At 67.9% G+C, this 19,306-nt stretch carries 12 protein-coding genes; 4 read left to right on the top strand and 8 right to left on the bottom strand.

Annotated features, from left to right (window positions below):
• Positions 1 to 837: 837 nt before the first annotated feature.
• Positions 838 to 4,869, top strand: a complete 4,032-nt coding sequence (locus AC1AYD_RS02565; RefSeq protein ID WP_476502878.1) for a S8 family serine peptidase — start codon at positions 838 to 840, stop codon at positions 4,867 to 4,869.
• A gap of 309 nt (positions 4,870 to 5,178) precedes the next feature.
• On the top strand, positions 5,179 to 6,855 hold the full coding sequence (gene pgm / locus AC1AYD_RS02560; protein WP_476502879.1) for a phosphoglucomutase (alpha-D-glucose-1,6-bisphosphate-dependent): 1,677 nt from the start codon (positions 5,179 to 5,181) through the stop codon (positions 6,853 to 6,855).
• A 304-nt stretch (positions 6,856 to 7,159) separates the two neighbouring features.
• Here pgm and AC1AYD_RS02555 read toward each other — a convergent pair whose 3' ends face one another.
• The 6 genes from AC1AYD_RS02555 to AC1AYD_RS02530 form a co-directional block, all read right to left on the bottom strand.
• A complete protein-coding gene (locus AC1AYD_RS02555) occupies positions 7,160 to 8,644 on the bottom strand; it encodes a hypothetical protein (RefSeq protein ID WP_476544641.1) in 1,485 nt (494 codons plus the stop codon).
• On the bottom strand, positions 8,644 to 9,990 hold the full coding sequence (locus AC1AYD_RS02550) for a hypothetical protein (RefSeq protein ID WP_476502881.1): 1,347 nt from the start codon (positions 9,988 to 9,990) through the stop codon (positions 8,644 to 8,646). Before AC1AYD_RS02550 ends, AC1AYD_RS02555 begins: the two co-directional genes overlap by 1 nt.
• A complete protein-coding gene (locus tag AC1AYD_RS02545) occupies positions 9,987 to 10,925 on the bottom strand; it encodes a heme ABC transporter ATP-binding protein (RefSeq protein ID WP_476502882.1) in 939 nt (312 codons plus the stop codon). The genes AC1AYD_RS02550 and AC1AYD_RS02545 overlap by 4 nt, the downstream gene beginning before the upstream one ends.
• Positions 10,926 to 10,936: 11 nt before the next feature.
• Positions 10,937 to 12,037, bottom strand: a complete 1,101-nt coding sequence (locus AC1AYD_RS02540) for a FecCD family ABC transporter permease (protein ID WP_476502883.1) — start codon at positions 12,035 to 12,037, stop codon at positions 10,937 to 10,939.
• The gene (locus tag AC1AYD_RS02535) at positions 12,034 to 13,242 is read right to left on the bottom strand and encodes a heme/hemin ABC transporter substrate-binding protein (RefSeq protein ID WP_476502884.1); all 1,209 of its coding nucleotides are present in this window, start codon (positions 13,240 to 13,242) and stop codon (positions 12,034 to 12,036) included. The genes AC1AYD_RS02540 and AC1AYD_RS02535 overlap by 4 nt, the downstream gene beginning before the upstream one ends.
• A gap of 327 nt (positions 13,243 to 13,569) precedes the next feature.
• Positions 13,570 to 15,810 (bottom strand): fibronectin type III domain-containing protein, encoded by a 2,241-nt coding sequence (locus tag AC1AYD_RS02530; protein ID WP_476544640.1) that lies wholly within the window; start codon positions 15,808 to 15,810, stop codon positions 13,570 to 13,572.
• Between the two features lie 329 nt (positions 15,811 to 16,139).
• Between AC1AYD_RS02530 and AC1AYD_RS02525 the strand changes: the two genes are divergently transcribed.
• Positions 16,140 to 17,324: a ribonuclease H family protein gene (locus AC1AYD_RS02525; RefSeq protein WP_476544639.1), complete on the top strand. Its 1,185-nt coding sequence runs from the start codon at positions 16,140 to 16,142 to the stop codon at positions 17,322 to 17,324.
• Positions 17,325 to 17,419: 95 nt separating this feature from the next.
• Positions 17,420 to 18,118 carry a ribose-5-phosphate isomerase RpiA gene (gene rpiA / locus AC1AYD_RS02520; RefSeq protein ID WP_034527071.1) on the top strand — a complete coding sequence of 233 codons (699 nt, stop codon included), beginning with the start codon at positions 17,420 to 17,422 and terminating at the stop codon, positions 18,116 to 18,118.
• A gap of 302 nt (positions 18,119 to 18,420) precedes the next feature.
• Here the strand turns inward: rpiA and AC1AYD_RS02515 are convergent, their stop codons facing one another.
• Together AC1AYD_RS02515 and AC1AYD_RS02510 are read right to left on the bottom strand one after the other, a co-directional pair.
• The gene (locus tag AC1AYD_RS02515) at positions 18,421 to 18,510 is read right to left on the bottom strand and encodes a 30S ribosomal protein bS22 (protein WP_004268639.1); all 90 of its coding nucleotides are present in this window, start codon (positions 18,508 to 18,510) and stop codon (positions 18,421 to 18,423) included.
• A 97-nt stretch (positions 18,511 to 18,607) separates the two neighbouring features.
• Positions 18,608 to 19,222: a hypothetical protein gene (locus AC1AYD_RS02510; RefSeq protein ID WP_476502886.1), complete on the bottom strand. Its 615-nt coding sequence runs from the start codon at positions 19,220 to 19,222 to the stop codon at positions 18,608 to 18,610.
• Positions 19,223 to 19,306: the final 84 nt, after the last annotated feature.

The following is a 19,306-nucleotide window of genomic DNA, read 5'->3' as shown; positions in this document are numbered from 1 at the left end:
TTTTTACGATTGCCTCCACGGTATGAAACCGCCGGCCCCCTCAGTCGCGCTTCGCGCGACAGCTCCCCCACATCCGTGGGGGCGCAAGGGAAAAGATCATGCGCTTCGCGCATGTCGATTTTCTTGCGCCCCCTTCAGGGGGAGCTGGCCGGCCAAAGGCCGGACTGAGGGGGTTAGGGAGCTGGCGGCCGCAGGCCGACTGAGGGAGAGACAGCGGCCGCAGGCCACAGAGACACCGCATCGGCCGAAGGCCGATTCCGTTTCCTGCGGCCTACGGCCGCTTTGCTTCTCTCCCTCCGTCATCGCTTCGCGATGACACCTCCCTCGTCAGAGGGAGGCGACAGGGCTCGTGACGGAAAAACGAGAATCGTGTTACAGGCTTGTAAAAACAATGAAAGATTCCGGCTGACGACCGGCATCGAAATCATCGTGCATGCCATGCACGGCAACGGTTCCAAGCGTATGTGAATTATGCAGGATTCATGCAAGAAAATCTTCAGAAACATCCAGAAAAACGTCGTATCGCGGCGATTCGGCACAGCCCGGACAACGATGTGAAGGAAGCCTGAAAACGCTGAAACGGCAACGAAAACGATGCCGGCGGCGGGCCGCGGGCCACGGTATCGCCGCATGGCGGGCACCGTGTCACCAATCGGACGGACGGGCGACGGAAACAATCGCGTCCATACAATGCAGACGTTTATCGCGGGCGGTTCACGCACGCGCACGGGGGACTCGAAGCTGAATCACACGGGAGCGTCTCGACGCATCCGCGTTCCGCCATACCCCCGCGCACGTTCGACGCATCCGGTCGCAGAACACCTGAAAAGGAGAGGTATGAAGCAACCCACATGGATGCGCTGGGCCGCCGCGGCGGCCTGCGCGGCGATGGCCGCGGGGTCGTTCGTGGCCACCGCGTCGGCCGCACCGGCGACCGGCACCCCGCTGCAGTACGCCAACATCTCGTCGCGTCTCGCCGACGCGACCGGCACCAAGCTCGTGTTCATCCAGACCGTCGGCAAGAGCGGTCTGTCCGTCTACAGCAACAACGGCGGTTCGACCCGTGCACGCACGTCGATGAAGGCCGCCGCCAACGCGGCCGCCGAGCAGTCCGCCGCGACCGCCGACGACGTGTTCGCCCAGCTCAAGAAGCTCGACCCGAACGCCAAGCTCGTGTACACCACCTCGTACACCGTTCCGGGCGTCGCCGTCTACGCCGACGCCAACGCGCTGCGCACGCTCGCCGGGAACAATGGCGACGTCGTCAAGATCAGCCCGATCACGCTGAAGACCGCGACCACCGCCAGCACGGCGGACACCACCGCGGCCGGTACCAACGCGAACCCGGCCAACGCGAACAACGACGCGCTCGTGCGCGCCGTGAGCACGTGGACGCAGACCGGCAAGACCGGCAAGGGCGTCAACATCGCGATCATGGACACCGGTCTCGACTACACGCACGCCGACTTCGGCGGCCCCGGCACCACCGCGGCCTACGAGCAGGCGCTCGCTTCCACGACCGTGCCCGCCGGCCTCGCCGACACGAACAAGTTCCTCGGCGGCACCGATCTCGCCGGTTCCGACTACTACCCGAACGACAACGTGCACGTCACCCCGAACCCGGACGAGAACCCGATCGACGGCAAGGGCGGCCACCACGGCACCCACGTCGCCGGCACCGCCGCGGGCTACGGCGTGAAGGCCGACGGCACGAGCGCCAAGGACTCCGACTACACGAAGATCTCCGAAGCCGACGTGCGCGCGATGACCGTCGCCCCCGGCTCCGCGCCGCAGGCGGGCATTTACTCCGTCAAGGTGTTCGGCGACAACGGCGGCTCCACCGGTCTGGTTGGCGCCGGCCTCGACTGGGTCGCCAAGAACCTCGTCAACGCGCCCGAAGGCAAGAAGATCGACATCCTCTCCATGTCCCTCGGCGGCGGCTACGGCACCCCGGACGACCCGGACACCGCCAAGGTGAACGCACTCACCAAGCAGGGCGTGCTCTCCGTGGTCGCGGCCGGCAACGACGGCGACTTCACGGACATCATGGGCAGCCCGGCCACCGCGACCAGCTCCCTCGCCGTGGCCGCCAGCCAGTCCGGCGGCACGCTGCAGGACTCCATCACCGCGACCGCCCCGAGCGACATCGCCGGCACCGCGCTGCCCGGCCAGTACTCGCAGAACTACACGAAGCTCGAGGACTTCTCCGTGACCGGCAAGGTCGTGAAGGTCTCCGACCCGAACAACCTCAACGGCTGCGCCGCCTACTCCGACGCCGACGCGAAGGCCGTCAAGGGCAACATCGCGTGGGTCGAATGGGATGACGCGAACGTGGTCTGCGGCTCCGGCGCACGCTTCAACAACGCCGAGAAGGCCGGCGCGAAGGCCATCATCTTCGCTTCCCAGTCCAAGCTGCCGTCCGCCGGCATCGCCGGCAACGCCGGCATCCCCGGCTTCCAGGTCACCGCTCCGGGCGTGGAGAAGATCCAGTCCGCGCTCGACGCCGGCACGCTCGAGGTCAAGCTCTCCTCCGACCAGCGCATGAGCCTCAAGGTCGACTACTCCGCCGACTTCCAGGACACCGTGGCCGACTTCACCTCCCGCGGCATCCACGGCTCCGCCGACGGCACCGTCAAGCCCGACGTCTCCGCCCCCGGCGTGGGCATCGTCTCCGCGTCCGCCGGCACCGGCACCAAGCCGGAGGTCATGAGCGGCACCTCGATGGCCACCCCGCTCACCTCCGGCGTGGCCGCGCTGACCTTCCAGGCGCATCCGGGCTGGACCCCGGAGCAGGTCAAGGCCGCCGTGATGAACACCGCCGACCATGACGTGACGATCAGCAAGGGCGGCGCCGCGACGAGCCCGATCCGCTCCGGCACCGGCCGCATCGACGCCCTCGACGCGGTGAACAACCCTGTCACCGTCGCCGCCAGCGACGACCCGACAGCCGTCACCGGCCAGTTCGGCATCGTGCAGGTGCCCGCCGACGGCTACACCGCGACGAAGTCCTTCACCGTGACCAACTCCTCCGACAAGGCCGTGACCTACAACGTCGCCTACGTGCCGCGCACCGAGACCCCGGGCGTCACCTACACGGTCGACAAGTCCACGCTCGCCGTGCCCGCCAACGGCTCCGCCACGTTCAACGTGACGCTGAGCATCCCGGACCGCTCCGCGCTGCGCCACACGCGCGACACCACCCAGCCGGCGAAGAACCCGAGCCTCGCCACCCGTGACAGCAACTACGTGACCGATGCCAGCGGCATCGTGCGTCTCGCCCCGGCCGAGGGCTCCGACGCCGCGTTCTCCCCGCTGCGCGTGGCCGTCTCCTCCGCGCCGCGTCCGTCCGTCTCGACCAAGTCCTCGCTCGAATTCGCCAAGGATTCGAAGGAGGGCGCACTGAAGCTCTCCGGCGACGCCGGCTTCGCGCAGGGCGACGGCGAGGAGAACTACACCTCGCAGGTCGCTCCGATGCAGCTGCTCACCGAGGACCCGGCAGGGGACGAGGCCACGAGCGTCGACACCTCCCGTTCCGCGGCCGCCGGCGACATCCGCGCCGTCGGCTTCTCCTCCACCGCCCGCCAGCTGTCCGACCCGTCCGCCGGATACCTGACCATCGGCGTCCAGACCGACAAGACCTGGTCGCGTCTCGGCAACAACTTCATCCCTGAAGTGCTGCTGGATTCCAACGGCGACGGTCAGGTCGACGCCTTCGTCTCCATCAGCACCGCCGAGCCCATCTCCGGCAAGTCCACCGCGACCGACGCCGTGTGGGCCGAAACCTACGAGGTCTACAACAACGGTCAGGGCCTGGCCCTCGGCGATGTGATCGACTCCGAGCCGATTCCGGATTCCACCGTGGCCGACTCCAACATCGTGCTGCTGCCGGTGAAGCTCTCCAAGCTCGGCATCACGAAGGATTCGAAGACCGCATACATGCAGGGCTATGTGCAGATCGAATCCTCCGCCGCCGCCAACGTGTCCACCACCGGCTCCGCCGTGTCCGACAAGAGCGACGTCTTCGCCTTCGACGCGCTGAACCCGTACCTGTGGTTCGGCGACGCCGGCCAGTCCGACTCCGGCACCGCGGTCTTCGCCGACAAGGGCGACACGAGCATCGCCGCCCACATCGGCGCCGGCCCGGAGGCCCCGAAGTCCAAGGCCCTCGTACTGCACCTCAACGGTGTCGAGCCGGTCAAGTCCACCGACGAGACCGACAACATCGACATCGAGACGCCGTCCACTCCGGCCGCCAAGGTCGACAAGACCGAGCTGCAGAAGCTCGTCGACTCGGTGAAGGGCACCCAGAAGGGCGACTACACCGATGACTCCTGGAACGCGTTCCAGAAGGCCCTCAAGGCCGCCGAGGACGTGCTCGCCAAGACCGACGCCACCCAGGACGAGGTCAACGGTGCGCTCAACGATCTGAAGACCGCCTTCGACGGCCTGAAGCACATCGAGGCCACCGTGGACAAGACCAAGCTGCAGGCTCTGGTCGATCAGGTGAAGGACACCAAGCAGGGCGACTACACCGACGACTCCTGGAACGCGTTCCAGAAGGCCCTCAAGGCCGCGCAGGACGTGCTCGCGAACAAGGACGCCACCCAGCCCGAAGTCGAGACCGCCTACAGCGATCTGAAGACCGCCTTCGACGCCCTGACGGAGTCCGAGCAGCCCAAGCCCGAACCCAAGCCGGAGCCGTCCGCGCCCGCCGACAAGTCCGACAAGAAGGACCAGCAGGGCGGTAAGACGGCCGCCAAGGGTGGTCTGTCCTCGACCGGTTCCGCCGTCGCCGCGGTCATGACGCTCGCCGCCATCGCCGCCGCCGCCGGCATCGGCCTGACGGTCTGGCGCAAGCGCCAGGCCTAAGTTCCCCTAGGCCCCCTCTGACGAGGGGGCTCCCGGCGGAGCCGGGTGGGGGAGAGACAGGAGCGGCCGTAGACCGCGGGAGATAAGGCATCGGCCGAAGGCCGATTCGATTTCCCCGCGGCCTACGGCCGCTCTTTTTCTCTCCCTCCGTCATCGCTTCGCGATGACACCTCCCTCGTCAGAGGGAGGCCGGCCAGCGAGAGGCCAGTCAACGAGAGGGGGCCGACAACGGGACTACTTCGCACAAAATATGACAAAAATTAACACAACATCCATGTCGTGCTTCGAAACCGTGGCACAATAGGAACCATGGTAGCAAACAATGCGGGCAAGCCCGCCACCCCAGAAGATCTGATCAACGTCGATGAGGTCATCGGCAAGTACTATGACCTCGTCCCCGACCCGTCCGTTCCGGAACAGCGTGTCATCTTCGGCACCTCCGGCCACCGCGGATCGTCCCTGAAGACCTCGTTCAACGAGGCCCACATCGTCGCCATCTCCCAGGCCATCGCCGAATACCGCAAGAAGGCCGGCGTCACCGGCCCGCTGTACCTCGGCTCCGACACGCACGCGCTGTCCGGCCCGGCCAAGAAGACCGCGATCGAGGTGCTCGTCGCCAACGGCGTGCACGTGCGCATCGACTCCCGCGACGACTTCGTCCCCACCCCGGTCGTCTCCCAGGCGATCCTGACCCACAACCGCGCCGCCGACGGCACCCAGCGCTTCACCGGTGAAGGCCTGGCCGACGGCATCGTCGTCACCCCGTCCCACAACCCGCCGACCGACGGCGGCTTCAAGTACGATCCCGTCACCGGCGGCCCCGCCCCGGCCGACGTGACCAACGCGATCGCCGCCCGCGCCAACGAGCTGCTCGGCGACTACAAGAACGTCAAGCGCGTGCCCTACGAGGAGGCCGTCAAGTCCGAGTACGTCGAGGGCTTCGACTTCCGCGAGCACTACGTGGCCGACCTCGGCAACGTCATCGACTTCGACGTGATCCGCAACTCCGGCGTGCGTCTCGGCATCGACCCGCTCGGCGGCGCGTCCGTCAACTACTGGCCGCTCATCAACGAGAAGTACGGCCTGAACATCGGTGTGGTCCGCCCGGAGGTCGACCCGACCTGGCGCTTCATGACCATCGACCACGACGGCAAGATCCGCATGGACCCGTCCTCGCCGTACGCGATGAAGGGCCTCGTCGACCAGCTCAACGCCGGCGCGTGGGACAAGTACGATCTCGTCGGCGGCACCGACCCGGACGCCGACCGCCACGGCATCGTCTGCCCGAACTGGGGCGTGATGAACCCGAACCACTACATCGCCGTGTGCGTCGAGTACCTGTTCGGCGGCAACCGTCCGGACTGGCCGAAGGGCGCCGCCGTCGGCAAGACGCTCGTCTCCTCCTCCCTGATCGACCGCGTCGCCGCGTCGATCGACGCGAAGGTCATCGAGGTCCCGGTCGGCTTCAAGTGGTTCGTCGACCCGCTGTTCTCCGGCGAGGTCGCGTTCGGCGGCGAGGAGAGCTCCGGCATGAGCTTCCTGCGCCGCGACGGCCGCGTGTGGACCACCGACAAGGATGGTCTCATCCCCGACCTGCTGGCCGCCGAGATCACCGCGAAGACCGGCAAGAACCCGGCCGAGCTCCACAAGGACCAGGTGGCCCGCTTCGGCGAGTCCTGGTACAAGCGCGTCGACACCCCGACCACGCTCGAGCAGAAGCAGAAGTTCGCCTCCCTGTCCGGCGACGACGTGACCGCCACGCAGCTCGCCGGCGAGGACATCACCGCCAAGCTGACCGAGGCGCCGGGCAATCACGCCAAGATCGGCGGCCTCAAGGTCACCACGAAGGACAACTGGTTCGCCGCCCGTCCTTCCGGCACCGAGAACATCTACAAGGTGTACGCCGAGTCCTTCGAGAGCCCCGAAGCCCTCGACAAGGTGCTCGCGGAGGCCTCCGAGGTCGTCGACAAGGCCCTCGGCGAGTGACGTCCTCATTCTCGGCTCCCTCTGATGAGGGAGCTGACGCGGCGTAGCCGCGACTGAGGGAGAGTATGTGGAGCGGCCGTAGGCCGCGGGAGATGCGGTATCGACCGAAGGTCGATTCGATTTCCCCGCGGCCTACGGCCGCTCTTCTTCTCTCCCCCACCCGGCTTCGCCGGGAGCCCGTCCGCAATCAGGGACGGCCTGCGGCCGACCTCATATCAGCTCGCTGTCGCTCGCCTTCGCCGACGGAGAGCCCACCGGGCTCTCCGCTTCACGGCTCAGCCCGTCAGAGGGGGCCACAGTTGTCCTACAGCCCTAATCGCCGGTCCAATTCGGCGGCGGCGTCGAGGCCGAGACGGCGGCGGATGAGCCAGCCGAGCGCCAGCGGCAGGCCGGAGGCGACGGCCACCGAGCCGGAGCCGACGGCGATGGTGCGCGCGTTGTCGGCGACGAGCAGCACGCCCGCGTCACCGGAGTCACCCGAATCCGCGGAATCCGCCGCATCATCACCGGCGACGCCGCCGTCCGCATCGTCGCCCGCGGCAGCCGTATCATCACCGGCATCACCGGAAACCGCACCCGCCGTTCCCGTGCCGTTCGTGCGCGCACCGGAACCAGTCGCACCGGACGCGGCCTTCCCCGTCACACCACTCACGCCGGAACCGCCGGAACCCGAACCACCCGAACCGCGCGCGCTCCCCGACGCCGCTCCCCCGGCGGCGCTCCCGGCGTCCGGACTCCCCTCCCCCGCGTCCACCTGATACGACGCGTCGTACTGCACGCTCACCGGCAGCGCGGGTTTCGCGAAATCGCGCGCGCTGTCGGACGTGTACCAGTACGCGGACTGGCCGGTTTTGAGCTGGAAGTCGACGAACGACTGCGGGAACGAGCCCCAGTAGGCGGCGTTCGCGTCGCTTTTCGCGGCCTGCGAACCGTGGTCGCCGCTCGCGTTCACCGCGATGCCGAGATAGTCGGGCGTCGCCGTGAACCCGTGGTCGTCGAGCGCCTTCGCGACGTCCACCGCGTTGCCGCCGGTGAAGTCGGCGAGGTGAATCTCCTGCGGTTCGAGCGTGAGCCACTTGCTCGCGTCGTTCATGTCGGCGCCGTAGCCGGAGGCGGTGGCGGTGAGCGCGCCGGTGCCGTCCGCGGCGAGCGTGAGCGTCGGATCGGTGACGGACCAGTAGGTCATGCCGCCGTAGTAGGCGACCGTCCACGAGCCTTTCCAGCTGATGGTCGTCGTGCCATCGGCCTTCACCATGCCGGTGCCGCCGCCGAGCACGACCTGCGTTTCGGTGTTGATCGACCGGCCGTCGGCGCGTTTGCCCATCGTCACGTTGTTGCCGTCACGGGTGAGGCATTTCGACGCCCAGGTCGCCTCGGTCCAGGTGCCGTTCGCGTCGGGTTTCTGGATGCTCACCTTCCCGTCGCTCGCCCGGTAGAGGCTTTCATCCCAGGTCTTCGAGCCGCCCGTATTCGCGGCGACTCCCGCGGAGAGGAAGTTGCAGCCGCCGTAGAACGCGGCCGAGTTGGTCTCGTCGTTCACGCCCCAGCGCAGCGTCACGTCGGCGAGTGTCGTGGCGTTCCCGGAGTCGCCGGAATCATCGCCATCACCGGAATCCCCGTTATCACCGGAACCGTCCGCACCGTCCACATTGTCAGCACCGCCCGCACTATCCGCACTGTCGGCGCCCACGGCGAACGCGGGCGCGACGACGGCTACCGAACCAGCGCACACGGTCAGCGCCACGGCGAATGCGCACAGCATCCTCAGCATCATGCGCCACACTCCCATCACGCGCCCTCCTGTGCCGTCACCGCGCCGGCCGCCACCTGACGGGTGAAGAACCCGCGGATGTCGGCCGCGCGACGTGCGACGGCACCCGACGTACCCGCGACCGCAGGCATCACCGTGGTCTCCCCCGTCGGCATCGCAAGCACCTGCGTCTCATCGCCGACGGCACCGATGCCGCCCGGCATCGTGGCGCGCGACGCCGCCATGCCCACGGCGCCACCCGCATCCACGCCCGTGCCCGCATCGGCCAGCAGGCCCTGCGCGGGACCGGCTTTCGCCTGTTCGCGCGCCAGCCGTTCGGCCTGCTTGCGGCGACGGCGCGCCGACTTGAGCTCCTCACGCGCGCGCACGGCCTCGGCGCGACGCTCACGCCGCGCCATCTCCTTCTCCAACGCGGCCGGCGAGACGCCGAGCAGCAGCGACTTCGCGGCGAGATATCCGCCCATGCCCGCCGCGAGCACGATCACGGCGACGCCGAGGATGACGCCCGCAGCAACGATCAGCGTTCCCGCGACGCCGAGCGTCGACGTGGCGATGGTTCCCATATCCGTTCCCTCCACTGCGGCGTCGGCGGCAATCGCGCCCGTGCCCGCATCCGTCTTCGATGTCGTCTTCTTCGATTGTGATCGCGGCGTGGCGGTCGTCGCGGCGGACTGTCCGCCCGAGGCGAAGGCATCGCCTCCCGCGGCACCCGCATCCGCCGACGAATCGGACGCCCCCGTCGCGCCCGCATCCTGCGCGGGCGAGGCGGACGCGCCGAACGTCAACGGCGTGAACGTCTCGTTGTTCGCGTTCGCGACGCCGTGCGCGCCGATCGTGATGATGCCGCACTGGACGGTCGTGCAGTCCACGTCGGACGGGTCGCCGTTGCGGTCGTAGCTCGTGAACCGCGCGCCCGGCACGGTGATCGTCGCGCTCCACGTGCCGTCGGACGAGATCGTGCCGCCATTCGCCGCGCTCGCCGTCGAACTGCCGGGGAACGCGACGAACACGTCGTAGCCGGCCGGATCGTTCTCGTCGTCCGGCACGTACTTGTAGCTTTCGCCGGTGACGCCGCCCTGCGACGGCTTCCACGTACCGCCGGACGGATCGTTCACCCATCCGAACAGCACGTAGATGCCGCCGAATCCGTTCTTCACGGACTGGAATCCGCTGCCAGACAACGCGACCGCCGTGTTCCCGTCCGAATTGAGCGTGCCGCCGTCCACGCTGACGGCGACGCTCGCGCCGGCGGCGTGCGCGGCAGGCACGCCGCCGAGCGTGACCGCCGTCGCGGCCGCGGCGAGCGCGAGCGCGGCGGACAGCGCGCATGCGGCCAGACGCGTCATCGTCCTCTTCACCATCATCGCGTCTCCTCCCCATGACCGGACATCTGACCGGACACATGATCGAACTGCGGCAGGTTCGCGCGTCCCTCGAGCGGGAACGCGCGGCGGCCGTACACGTGACGACTCACGGCCGGACGCTCCGGCAGGATCACGAGGCTCCCGTCGCCGCGGTGCAGCACCTCGATCGGACACTGGTACACGGCGGACAGTCGCGCGGACGTGAACACCTCATCGGGCGCGCCGAGCGCGGCGATCCGGCCGCGCTCCAGCAGCGCCACGCGATCCGACCATGCGGCCGCCGCGTCGAGCGCATGCACGATGACGACCACCGCGCAACCGGCTTCGGCGTAGTCGCGGCCCAGGCGCATCAGCATCTCCTGATGCTTCACGTCCATCGCGGCGGTCGGCTCGTCGAGCAGCAGGATCGGCGCGGCCTGCGCGAGCACGCGAGAGAACGCGGCGCGCCCGCGCTCGCCGCCGGACAGGGACGTGTAGACGCGTTCCGCGAGCGGCGTGGATTCGGTCATCGCCATCGCCGACGCGACGACCATGTCGTCATCCAGCTCGTCGGGCGTGCCCTCCCACGGCGAACGGCCCATGCGCACGATGTCGTCGACGGTGAACGGGAACGTGACGTCCACGTTCTGCGTGAGCACGGCCCGGCGCATCGCGAGCTCGGTCGCGTCCCACGCGGCGATCGGCTCGCCGAACAGGCTGATCGAGCCGGACGTGACCGGCACGTCGCCGGTGATTGCGCCCAGCATCGTGGATTTGCCGGCACCGTTGGGCCCGGCGATGGCGAGCAGTTCGCCGGCGCGGATGTCGAGGTCGATGCCGTCGAGGATTCGCCGGCCGTCGATCTCGACATCGACGCCGTCCAGTTCCAGCACGGTGTCGCCCGGCTGCGGCGGGACCGGCGGGCGATGCGTGCGGTTCGGGCTCAGGACGTTCATGGCCGTTAGTTTCATGCCCAACCTCCCGACTTGGAGCGGCTGCGGCGCAGCAGCCAGAAGAAGAACGGTCCGCCGACGAGCGAGGTGAGCATGCCGATCGGCAGGTCCGCGAACTGGATCGTGGTGCGCGCGGCGAAATCCGCGATGGTGAGCAGCAGCGCGCCGCCCAGCGCGGAGGCGGGCAGCAGCGCGCGATGCCCAGGACCGATGATGATGCGCAGCAGATGCGGCACGACGAGACCGACGAACGCGATGATGCCGCAGAACGCGACGGCCGACGAGACGAGCAGCGCGACGACGAGCATCGAGCAGAAGCGCAGACGCTCCACGTCGACGCCGAGATGGCGGGCCGGCTTCTCGCCGAGCGCGAGCAGGTCGAGACGATGCGCCATGAACTGCACGGCGATGACGCCGACCACGCACATCGGCGCGACGAGCGCGACCTGGTTCCAACGCGAACCGTTGAACGAACCCATCTGCCAAAACACAATCTGGTCACGGGCGGAGGTGGGCGCGGCGAACGTGCAGAACGAGATCAGCGCGCCGGCCACCGCGTTGACGGCCACGCCGGTGAGAATCAGCGTGACGACCTCGGTGCGGCCGTCACGGCGGGCGAGCAGGTAGACGGACAGGGTGGTGAACAGGCCGCACGCGAAGGCGAGCGCGGGCGTGGTGAGCGCGCCGAGGAAATCCCATCCCATGAGGATCGAGCAGCTCGCACCGACGGCCGCGCCGGAGGAGACGCCCACCGTGCCCGGCTCGGCGAGCGGGTTGCCGAACACGCCCTGCATGAGCGCGCCGGCCACGCCGAGCGCCGCGCCGACGACGATCGCCATGACGATGCGCGGGAAGCGCACGTTCCACAACGCTTCCTCGCCGAACGCGCGAGACGGGCCGTCGAGCCAGTGGAGGCCGACTTTGTTGAGCACGGAGCCGAGCACCTGGTCGAAGGGGATGATGAGCTGGCCGAGCGACGCGGAGACGACGGTCATGACGACGAGGCCCGCGGCGAGCACGATGAAGGTGAGGGCGGTCCTGCCGACGCGCGGGGTGCGGGCGGCGAGGCCGAGGTCGGCCGCGTTGGCGCGGATGCGCGAGTCACGTTCGGTCATGACTTGTTCTCCTCCTGCATCTCGTCGAGTCGTTTCTGGATGACTTCCGGCTCGTCGTCCGGCTGGTAGCTGTGTTCGGGCGCGTAGACGGCGGTGGCGAGCGCGGCCAGCACCTGCGCGGTCTGCGGACCGAAGCTCATGATCTCGTAGTCGCTCATGTCGACGATGCGCCGGTGCTGCCCAGCGGGCGTCTCCGCAATGCCGGGCAGGGCGAGCATGCCGTCGACGCCTCCCGCGGATTCGACGCCGAGGGTCATCGCGAGAATCACGTCCGGTTTCGCCTTGATGAGCGCCTCCGAGTTGGTGGGGGCCATGCCGTTGAAACCGACCTCCTCGGCCACGTCGACCGCGCCGATCGACTGGATGAGCGAATCCGCGCCGGAGCCTTCGCCGAACCAGTAGTAGATCGATTTGCCGCGCACGTAGAGGAACACGATGCGGGGGCGCCGCTTCTCGTCCGTGGGGACGAGGTTCTTGCCGATGTTCTGGATGGTCCGGCCGATCTCGCTGTTCGTGCGCTTGACGAGCTGTCTGCCGAGGCCGGACACGCCGAGCGCGTCGGCGACGGCCTGGATCTGCGCGCCCACGCCGGCGACGCCCTTCTCGCTTTCCAACGGCACGAACACGACCGGAATCCCGGATTGGCGCAACTGCAGCTGCACGTCGTACGGGCCGATCGACGTGTCGGTGATGATGACGGTCGGTTCCAGCGCGAGAATCGCCTCCGCGTTCAGGTCCATGCCGTTGACGGTCACCTTGGGCAGCTTGTCCATGCCGGACGAGCCGGTGGCCGTGTCGCGGCCGACCAGGTTGCAGCCGAAGCCGAGCGCGTACACGGCCGCGGCGAGACCGCCGTTCTGGTTGAGCGCGAGGATGCGCGTCGTGTCGGTCACGGTCTGTTCCGGCCCGTCCGCGCTTTCCACGGTGACGGGAAGATGCTGCTCCTCGAACGGCACGTTCGTGATCGGGATGATCTGGTCCGATCGCGTGTACGCGGTCGTAGGGCCGGTGATTTCGCGCGGATCGGTGAGCTGCGCCTGCGTGACGTCGGGCAGTTGCGGCGGATTCGGCTCGGTGGAGGCGGTCGGCACGTCGCAGCTGTCGAGGCTCGCCTCGGAAATCGTGCCGATGTTCGCGCATCCGCCGAACGCCAGCAGGCACACGGCCACGAAGGCCGCAGTCGCGATCGCATGTCCGCTGGGCATCGGTATTCCTTCCGGGAGTGACGGGGAGATGGGTGGTGGAGATGAGGGTGAGGGGCGGGATGCCCCCTCAGTCGGCTTCGCCGCCAGCTCCCCCACATGCGTGGGGGAGCAAGGATTTATTGGAGGCGGGTATCTCGCGCGTGCCAAGCTCCCCCACATGCGTGGGGGAGCAAAAACGGAATGCGCCTTCGGCACATGCCATCACTCTGCTCCCCCTGTCAGGGGGAGCTGTCGAGATCGACGGTCTTTTCGGGCCGGCCCTTTGCGCCCCCTTTAGGGGGAGCTGGCCGGCCGGAGGTCGGACTGAGGGGGTACTCGCGCCACCTATCAGGCGTTGCGGCGGCGCAGGATGGTCGCAGTGGCCGCGCAGGCGGCGAGGGCGATCATCACGGCGGTGAGCGCGGCGACGGAGGCACCGGTCGAGCTCAGCGTGGCGGAGCCGGCGGCGTTCGTCGTGCCGTTCGTCGTGGTGTTCGAGGTGCCGGTCGTGGTCGAACCGGTCGTGCCGGACTGCGTGGTACCGGTCGTGCCGGAGCCGGTGCCATCGGTGGAGTCGTTGCCGCCGTTGCCGCCGGTCGTGCCGTTACCGTCGGTGGTGCCGTTACCGCCGTTGCCGCCGGTCGTACCGTCGCCATCGGTGGAACCGGAACCGTTACCATCACCATCACCGGAACCATCACCATCACCGTCATCATCAATCGTGACCGGCGCGGAGGCCGGGGACGCGGCGGACGCGCCGATCGCGTTCTTCGCGACGACGGACGCCGTGTAGGCGACGCCCTTGGCGAGGCCGTCAAACGTGACGGACGTGGCGTCGGCGGCGACGTCCTGGGTCTTGACGTCGCCCGTGCCGCTGGCCGGGGTGAGCGTCACCGTGTAGCCGGTGATCGCGGAACCGTTGTCGGCCGGGGCGGTCCAGGTGACGGTGGCGCTGGTGCCGTTCGCGGCGAGCGTGGGCTGGGCCGGGGCCTCGGGAGCCTTCGGCTGGGCCTTGAGCGTGATCGCGGTGGCGGTGTCGAGGCGACGGTCGGTCAGGGACAGGCCGTGCGCGGCGGTCGTGCCGACCACGTAGGTCTTGCCGTATTCGAGCGAGCCGGCGGGCACGGTGACGGTGGCGGTGAACGCGCCGTCCTTGATGTCGGCGGCCTTGACCCACGCGGCCTTGACGAAGTCGTTCGGCGAGGCTGGGTTCTGGCCGGCGTTCCACTTGCTCGTGTCGGCGACGACGGCGTACGCGCCGTAGAAGGCGGCGCCACCGGTGAAACCGGTGCCCTTGACGGTGAACGTGTTCTCCACGGCCGGGTCGATGCCGTCGGTCGGTTCGACGGTGACGGCCGGCGTGGCGGTCGGATCGGCGTTCGGGGTGACCGCGTCGGAGGCCGGGGACGCGACGGACGCGCCTTCCGCGTTCTTCGCGACGACGGACGCCGTGTAGGAGACGTTCTGGGCGGTGAGCTTGCCGAACGTCGCGGTGGTGGCGCTCGCGTCAACGTCCTGGTTGACCGGGTCGCCGGTGGACGGGGTGAGGGTCACCGTGTAGCCGGTGATCGCGGAACCGCCATCGCTCGCCGGGGCAGTCCAATCGACCTTCACGCGGTACGGGTCGGCCATGGTGCCGGCGACGGTCACGGTCGGCTTGGCCGGCGCGTCCGGCACGGTGGCCTGCGGTTCCGGGGTCTTCGCCGTGTAGGCGACCTGGATCTCGGCGGGTGCCTTGCGCTGGTCGGCGGCACCGCCGGAGGCGTACCAGTACGGGCCGGAGCCGGTCTTGGTCACGAAGTCGAGGAACGGCTTCGGCCAGCTCTTGAACATCGTGCCCTGGCCGTCCACGTCGGTCTCGTTGAAGTCGGGGGTGACGACGGTGCCGTCGTCCTTCACGTCGACGTTCGAAAGCGTGGCGATCTCCACGTCCTGCTCCTCGTCGAGCACGGCAAACTTGCTCGTGTCGTTCATGTCGGTGCCCCAGCCGCCGAGCGTGGCGGTGAGCTTGCCGGAACCGTTCGTCACGGTGAGCTTGAGGTCCTTCGCGTACCACTGGTTGAGGCCGGAGTAGTAGACGACGGTGAACGCGCCGTCCCACGAGATCTCGGCGTCGTCGTTCGCGGCATCAATCGTGCCGACGCCCTTGGTGAGCTTGACGCGGTTACCGCTGCCCTCGCCGGTCGCGGAATAGGCGGCGGGCAGGTCCTTGCCGTCCGGCGTGGTCTTGAGACCGGCCCAGGTGGCGGCCTTGTACGTGCCGTCCGCCTGCTTCTTCTCGATGGACACGTTGCCGTCCGTCTGCTTCCACTCGTTCTCCTCGACGGAGTCGTCGGCCGAGGTCTTGTCGACGATGCCGGCGGACAGGAAGTTGAACGTGCCCGGCGCGTAGGCGCGCCAGTTCGATTCCTTGTTGAGGCTCCACGTGAGCGTGGCGTCGCTGGTGGTCTTCTGCGTGCCCTGTGCGGCGTCGGCGGCGTATGCGGCCGGCGCGACGAGTCCGGAGCCGAGCGCGGCGACGGCCGCGAACGCGGCGATTACGGCACGTGCGGCATTCGCGGCGATTGCGCGGTGGGATGATGCGGTCATCCTGGGTTCCTTTCGTTCCTTCGTTCCCTTGCGGAGGTTCGCTTGCGGAGGTTCGCGGATTCCGCCCCTGATTCCCTGGAGTCGCTGGCAGGCGGCCGCGAAAGCATTTCGCAATCTACGAAGGATTCTTTGGGAAGAACAGTCTTGTGTCCACGGGATTCCGCCGCTATTCGCACGCGCGCGATGGCAGATTCCCGCCCCGAAATCAATAGGTGTGATAAACCTCACATTCGCCGGTTCGCCTCGGACTTCCCGCCGGCGGGGAGTCCCGCGAAGCGGGTGGGACGGTCGTTCCCCGTCACGCCCGCGGGTGCCGTTAGGGTGGAGGCATGACTGACACGATTGTGGTATCGACGGATGGCTCCGCGCTCGGCAATCCGAACGGACCGATGGGCTGGGCGTGGGCCGACCACGCGAAGGACGCGGGCGACGGCGGCGAACCGGGGCATGAGCACGACTCACGCGGCTACGATGCGGGCGGCGCCACGAACGGCACCAACCAGATCGGCGAGCTGTGCGCCGTGTTGGAGGCGCTGCGCACGCATCCGGGACCGCAGAAGCTCATCATCGAATCGGATTCGCAATACGCGATCAACTGCTCGACGAAATGGGTCAAAGGCTGGAAACGCAACGGCTGGAAGAACTCGCAGAAGAAGCCGGTCAAGAACCGCGAACTCATTCAGGCGATCGACGAGGCGATCTCGCAACGCCCCGGTCCCGTCGAATTCAAATGGGTGAAGGGGCACGCGGGCAACGCGGGCAACGAACTCGTCGACGAACTCGCGCGCACGTACGCCGGCGACTGCCGGTCGGGCGCGCGCGACGGCTATCTACCGATCGAGGGGTGGCGCTCGCTACTGAACTCGGAATACTCGCGCGGAACCGACGTGCCGCCGGACGTCCAGCTCGTGCTGGACGGCAAGGCGGACGCGGCGAGCCTGCGCAAGCACGCGGCCGGCGACGCGACGGCGACGGGGCGTGGCGGGGCCGGCACGGCCGCCGCGCCGTCGCGCGCACGTCGCGACGCGACGGCCGGCTCTCGGGCGACGACGCGGGCGGAATCACGGAAGAGTCTCGCGGATCTGCTCGCCGAACCGGAAGGCGTGCCGGACGATCTCGGCGGCGCGGGCGGCGACGCGTCTGACGTAGCGCCGGACGCCCCCCGTACGACGCGCGACGCTACGCCGGACGCGACGGAAACGCGCGGCGCGACAGCGGAACGCACCACCGCGCATGCCACCGCGCAACCCGCACAGTCCGCGCAACCCGCACAGTCCGCGCAACCCGCACAGTCCGCGCAACCCGCACAGTCCGCACAGTCCGCACAGTCCGCGCCGCGACTCGCGCCGAGCGGGCTGAAGGTGTCGGGGGCGGTGCGCTTCTCGCCCGCACCGAAGACGAGCCCGTTCTACGACGGCACGGCGATGCACGTGCACGGGTACATCGCAGTGGACGGATTCGTGGACGGCGACGGCAATCTCACGATTGCGAACGCGGATTTCCTGCGCAACTGAACACTTCGCGAACACGAGCGCACACAGCCGCGCACAATCTTCCACCCGCGTTAGGATGGAAACGACTTTTCACATGGAAGGAAAGGATTCACATCATGGATAAGGCACAGCAGGACGCCCTCAAGAAGGCCGCCGGCATCGAGGCCGCCAAGCTCATCGAGAACGGCATGATCGCGGGCCTGGGCACCGGCTCCACCGTCAAGTTCCTCGTCGACGAGCTCGGCCGCCGCGTGCAGGAGGAAGGCCTCCAGTTCACCGGCGTGACCACCTCCCGCCGCACGCAGGCGCAGGCCGAGAGCTACGGCATCAAGATCGTCGACATCGACGACGTGGACCACATCGACGTGACCATCGACGGCGCGGACGAGGTCGACAAGAACTTCAACGGCATCAAGGGCGGCGGCGCGGCCCTCCTGTGGGAGAAGATCGTGGCCACCAACTCCGACAAGATCGTGTGGATCGTCGACGAATCCAAGGTCGTCGACACGATCGGCAAGTTCCCGCTGCCGGTCGAGGTGATCCCGTTCGGTGCCGGCCACGTGATCAAGAAGTTCGAGGCCAAGGGCTACAAGCCGGTCCTGCGTCTCGACGCCGAAGGCAAGGAGGTCCGCACCGACGAGAACAACTACGTCGTGGACCTGCACCTGGAGAAGATCGAGCACCCGTTCGAGCTGGCCGAGGACCTCATCAACACGGTGGGCGTCGTCGAGCACGGCCTGTTCCTCAACATGGTCGACAAGGTGATCGTCGGCGATCCGAACGGCCCGCGCGTCCTCACCAACGGCAACAAGTGAGATAGTTCGACCGACGTCGGACCGAGTCGGCCTCACTTTTCTCGGCTCCCCTTGACAGGGGAGCTGTCGGCGAAGCCGACTGAGGGGTAGACCACAGTTCGCCCTGGCCCGTCACGCTCCCCTCCCGATTCGTCACGGTTCACTCCGGAGCTGTCCACGTTTTCCCGTGGAAAATCCCGGAGTGAACCGTGATATCACCGGAACGACCATTACGTCCTCCCCTCCGACCCCGCAAAACAAACGAAGACCCCCGCGAACCTTCCGGTCCGCGGGGGTCTTCTCATGCCTTGATGCAGGTAAGACTACTTGCGCTGGTGGCGGGTCTTACGCAGCAGTTTGCGGTGCTTCTTCTTGCTCATCCGCTTGCGGCGCTTCTTGATGACGGAACCCATCTGAAGCCTCCAATCCGATTAATCGTAAAAGTTGCAACTCGCACGAGTATACACGTTCTCGCGGACTACGCCACCCGTGCGTCGCAGCGTCGCAACATCACAGCGGGAACTTCTCGTAGAACCGCTGGATCGAAGCCTTCGTGCCGGTGGCCTGGAACACGACCGTGTCGTTGCGCCACAGGGCGGTGGCCTTCTTCGCATCGTCCTTGTCGGTCTTCACCACGTAGTCGCCGGTGGTGTCGCCCTGCACCTTCACCGAGCCCGAGGCGATCGACTTGCCGTCCAGCGCCTTGGCGAGCGCGTCGTACTGGGTCTTCGCCGGGTCGGACGTGCTCCATTGGGCGACGATGAGCGTCACGTCGGCGGCCTTCTTGCCGGTCGAATAGGTGAGCGTGTACTCTTCGAGCGGCGTGGCGGAGTTCCACGTGGTCGAGGCGTCCGCCTTGGTGCGCGCGAAGTTGAGCACGCTGTCCGGCATGGCCTTGAGCAGTTCGGTCGCATTGTCCGGCAGGGCCGTGGCCTTGATGCTCGGCGTGGTCGGTTCCGCGGTCTGCTGCGTGCCGTTCTGTTCGCCGGCGGCGTTCTTGTTGAGAGCCCAGCCGGGCCAGACGAAGGCGGACAGCAGTGCGAGGATGACGACGAGCGCCGCGGCGATGATGACGGCGATCAGTTTGCCGTGGCCGTGTTGCGAGGAACTACGAGTATTCGACATGATTCCGATTGTGGCACAGCCTTGTGACGCTGCGGAAGGCGCGGAACGCCGGGGATGGGAGACGGGATGCCGGCGCGACACACC

The organism is Bifidobacterium sp. LH_426 (assembly GCF_056356875.1).
Note: the sequence above shows the minus strand (reverse complement) of the source record. Positions and strands in the feature narration are given on the sequence as shown.

What these genes read in the sequence shown, in the direction of transcription:
- AC1AYD_RS02550 (WP_476502881.1), bottom strand. Translation starts at nt 9,990, where the DNA reads ATGATGGTGAAGAGGACGATGACGCGTCTGGCCGCATGCGCGCTGTCC.
- AC1AYD_RS02555 (WP_476544641.1), bottom strand. Translation starts at nt 8,644, where the DNA reads ATGGGAGTGTGGCGCATGATGCTGAGGATGCTGTGCGCATTCGCCGTG.
- AC1AYD_RS02540 (WP_476502883.1), bottom strand. Translation starts at nt 12,037, where the DNA reads ATGACCGAACGTGACTCGCGCATCCGCGCCAACGCGGCCGACCTCGGC.
- AC1AYD_RS02545 (WP_476502882.1), bottom strand. Translation starts at nt 10,925, where the DNA reads ATGAACGTCCTGAGCCCGAACCGCACGCATCGCCCGCCGGTCCCGCCG.
- AC1AYD_RS02565 (WP_476502878.1), top strand. Translation starts at nt 838, where the DNA reads ATGAAGCAACCCACATGGATGCGCTGGGCCGCCGCGGCGGCCTGCGCG.
- AC1AYD_RS02510 (WP_476502886.1), bottom strand. Translation starts at nt 19,222, where the DNA reads ATGTCGAATACTCGTAGTTCCTCGCAACACGGCCACGGCAAACTGATC.
- AC1AYD_RS02535 (WP_476502884.1), bottom strand. Translation starts at nt 13,242, where the DNA reads ATGCCCAGCGGACATGCGATCGCGACTGCGGCCTTCGTGGCCGTGTGC.
- pgm (WP_476502879.1), top strand. Translation starts at nt 5,179, where the DNA reads ATGGTAGCAAACAATGCGGGCAAGCCCGCCACCCCAGAAGATCTGATC.
- AC1AYD_RS02525 (WP_476544639.1), top strand. Translation starts at nt 16,140, where the DNA reads ATGACTGACACGATTGTGGTATCGACGGATGGCTCCGCGCTCGGCAAT.
- AC1AYD_RS02515 (WP_004268639.1), bottom strand. Translation starts at nt 18,510, where the DNA reads ATGGGTTCCGTCATCAAGAAGCGCCGCAAGCGGATGAGCAAGAAGAAG.
- AC1AYD_RS02530 (WP_476544640.1), bottom strand. Translation starts at nt 15,810, where the DNA reads ATGACCGCATCATCCCACCGCGCAATCGCCGCGAATGCCGCACGTGCC.
- rpiA (WP_034527071.1), top strand. Translation starts at nt 17,420, where the DNA reads ATGGATAAGGCACAGCAGGACGCCCTCAAGAAGGCCGCCGGCATCGAG.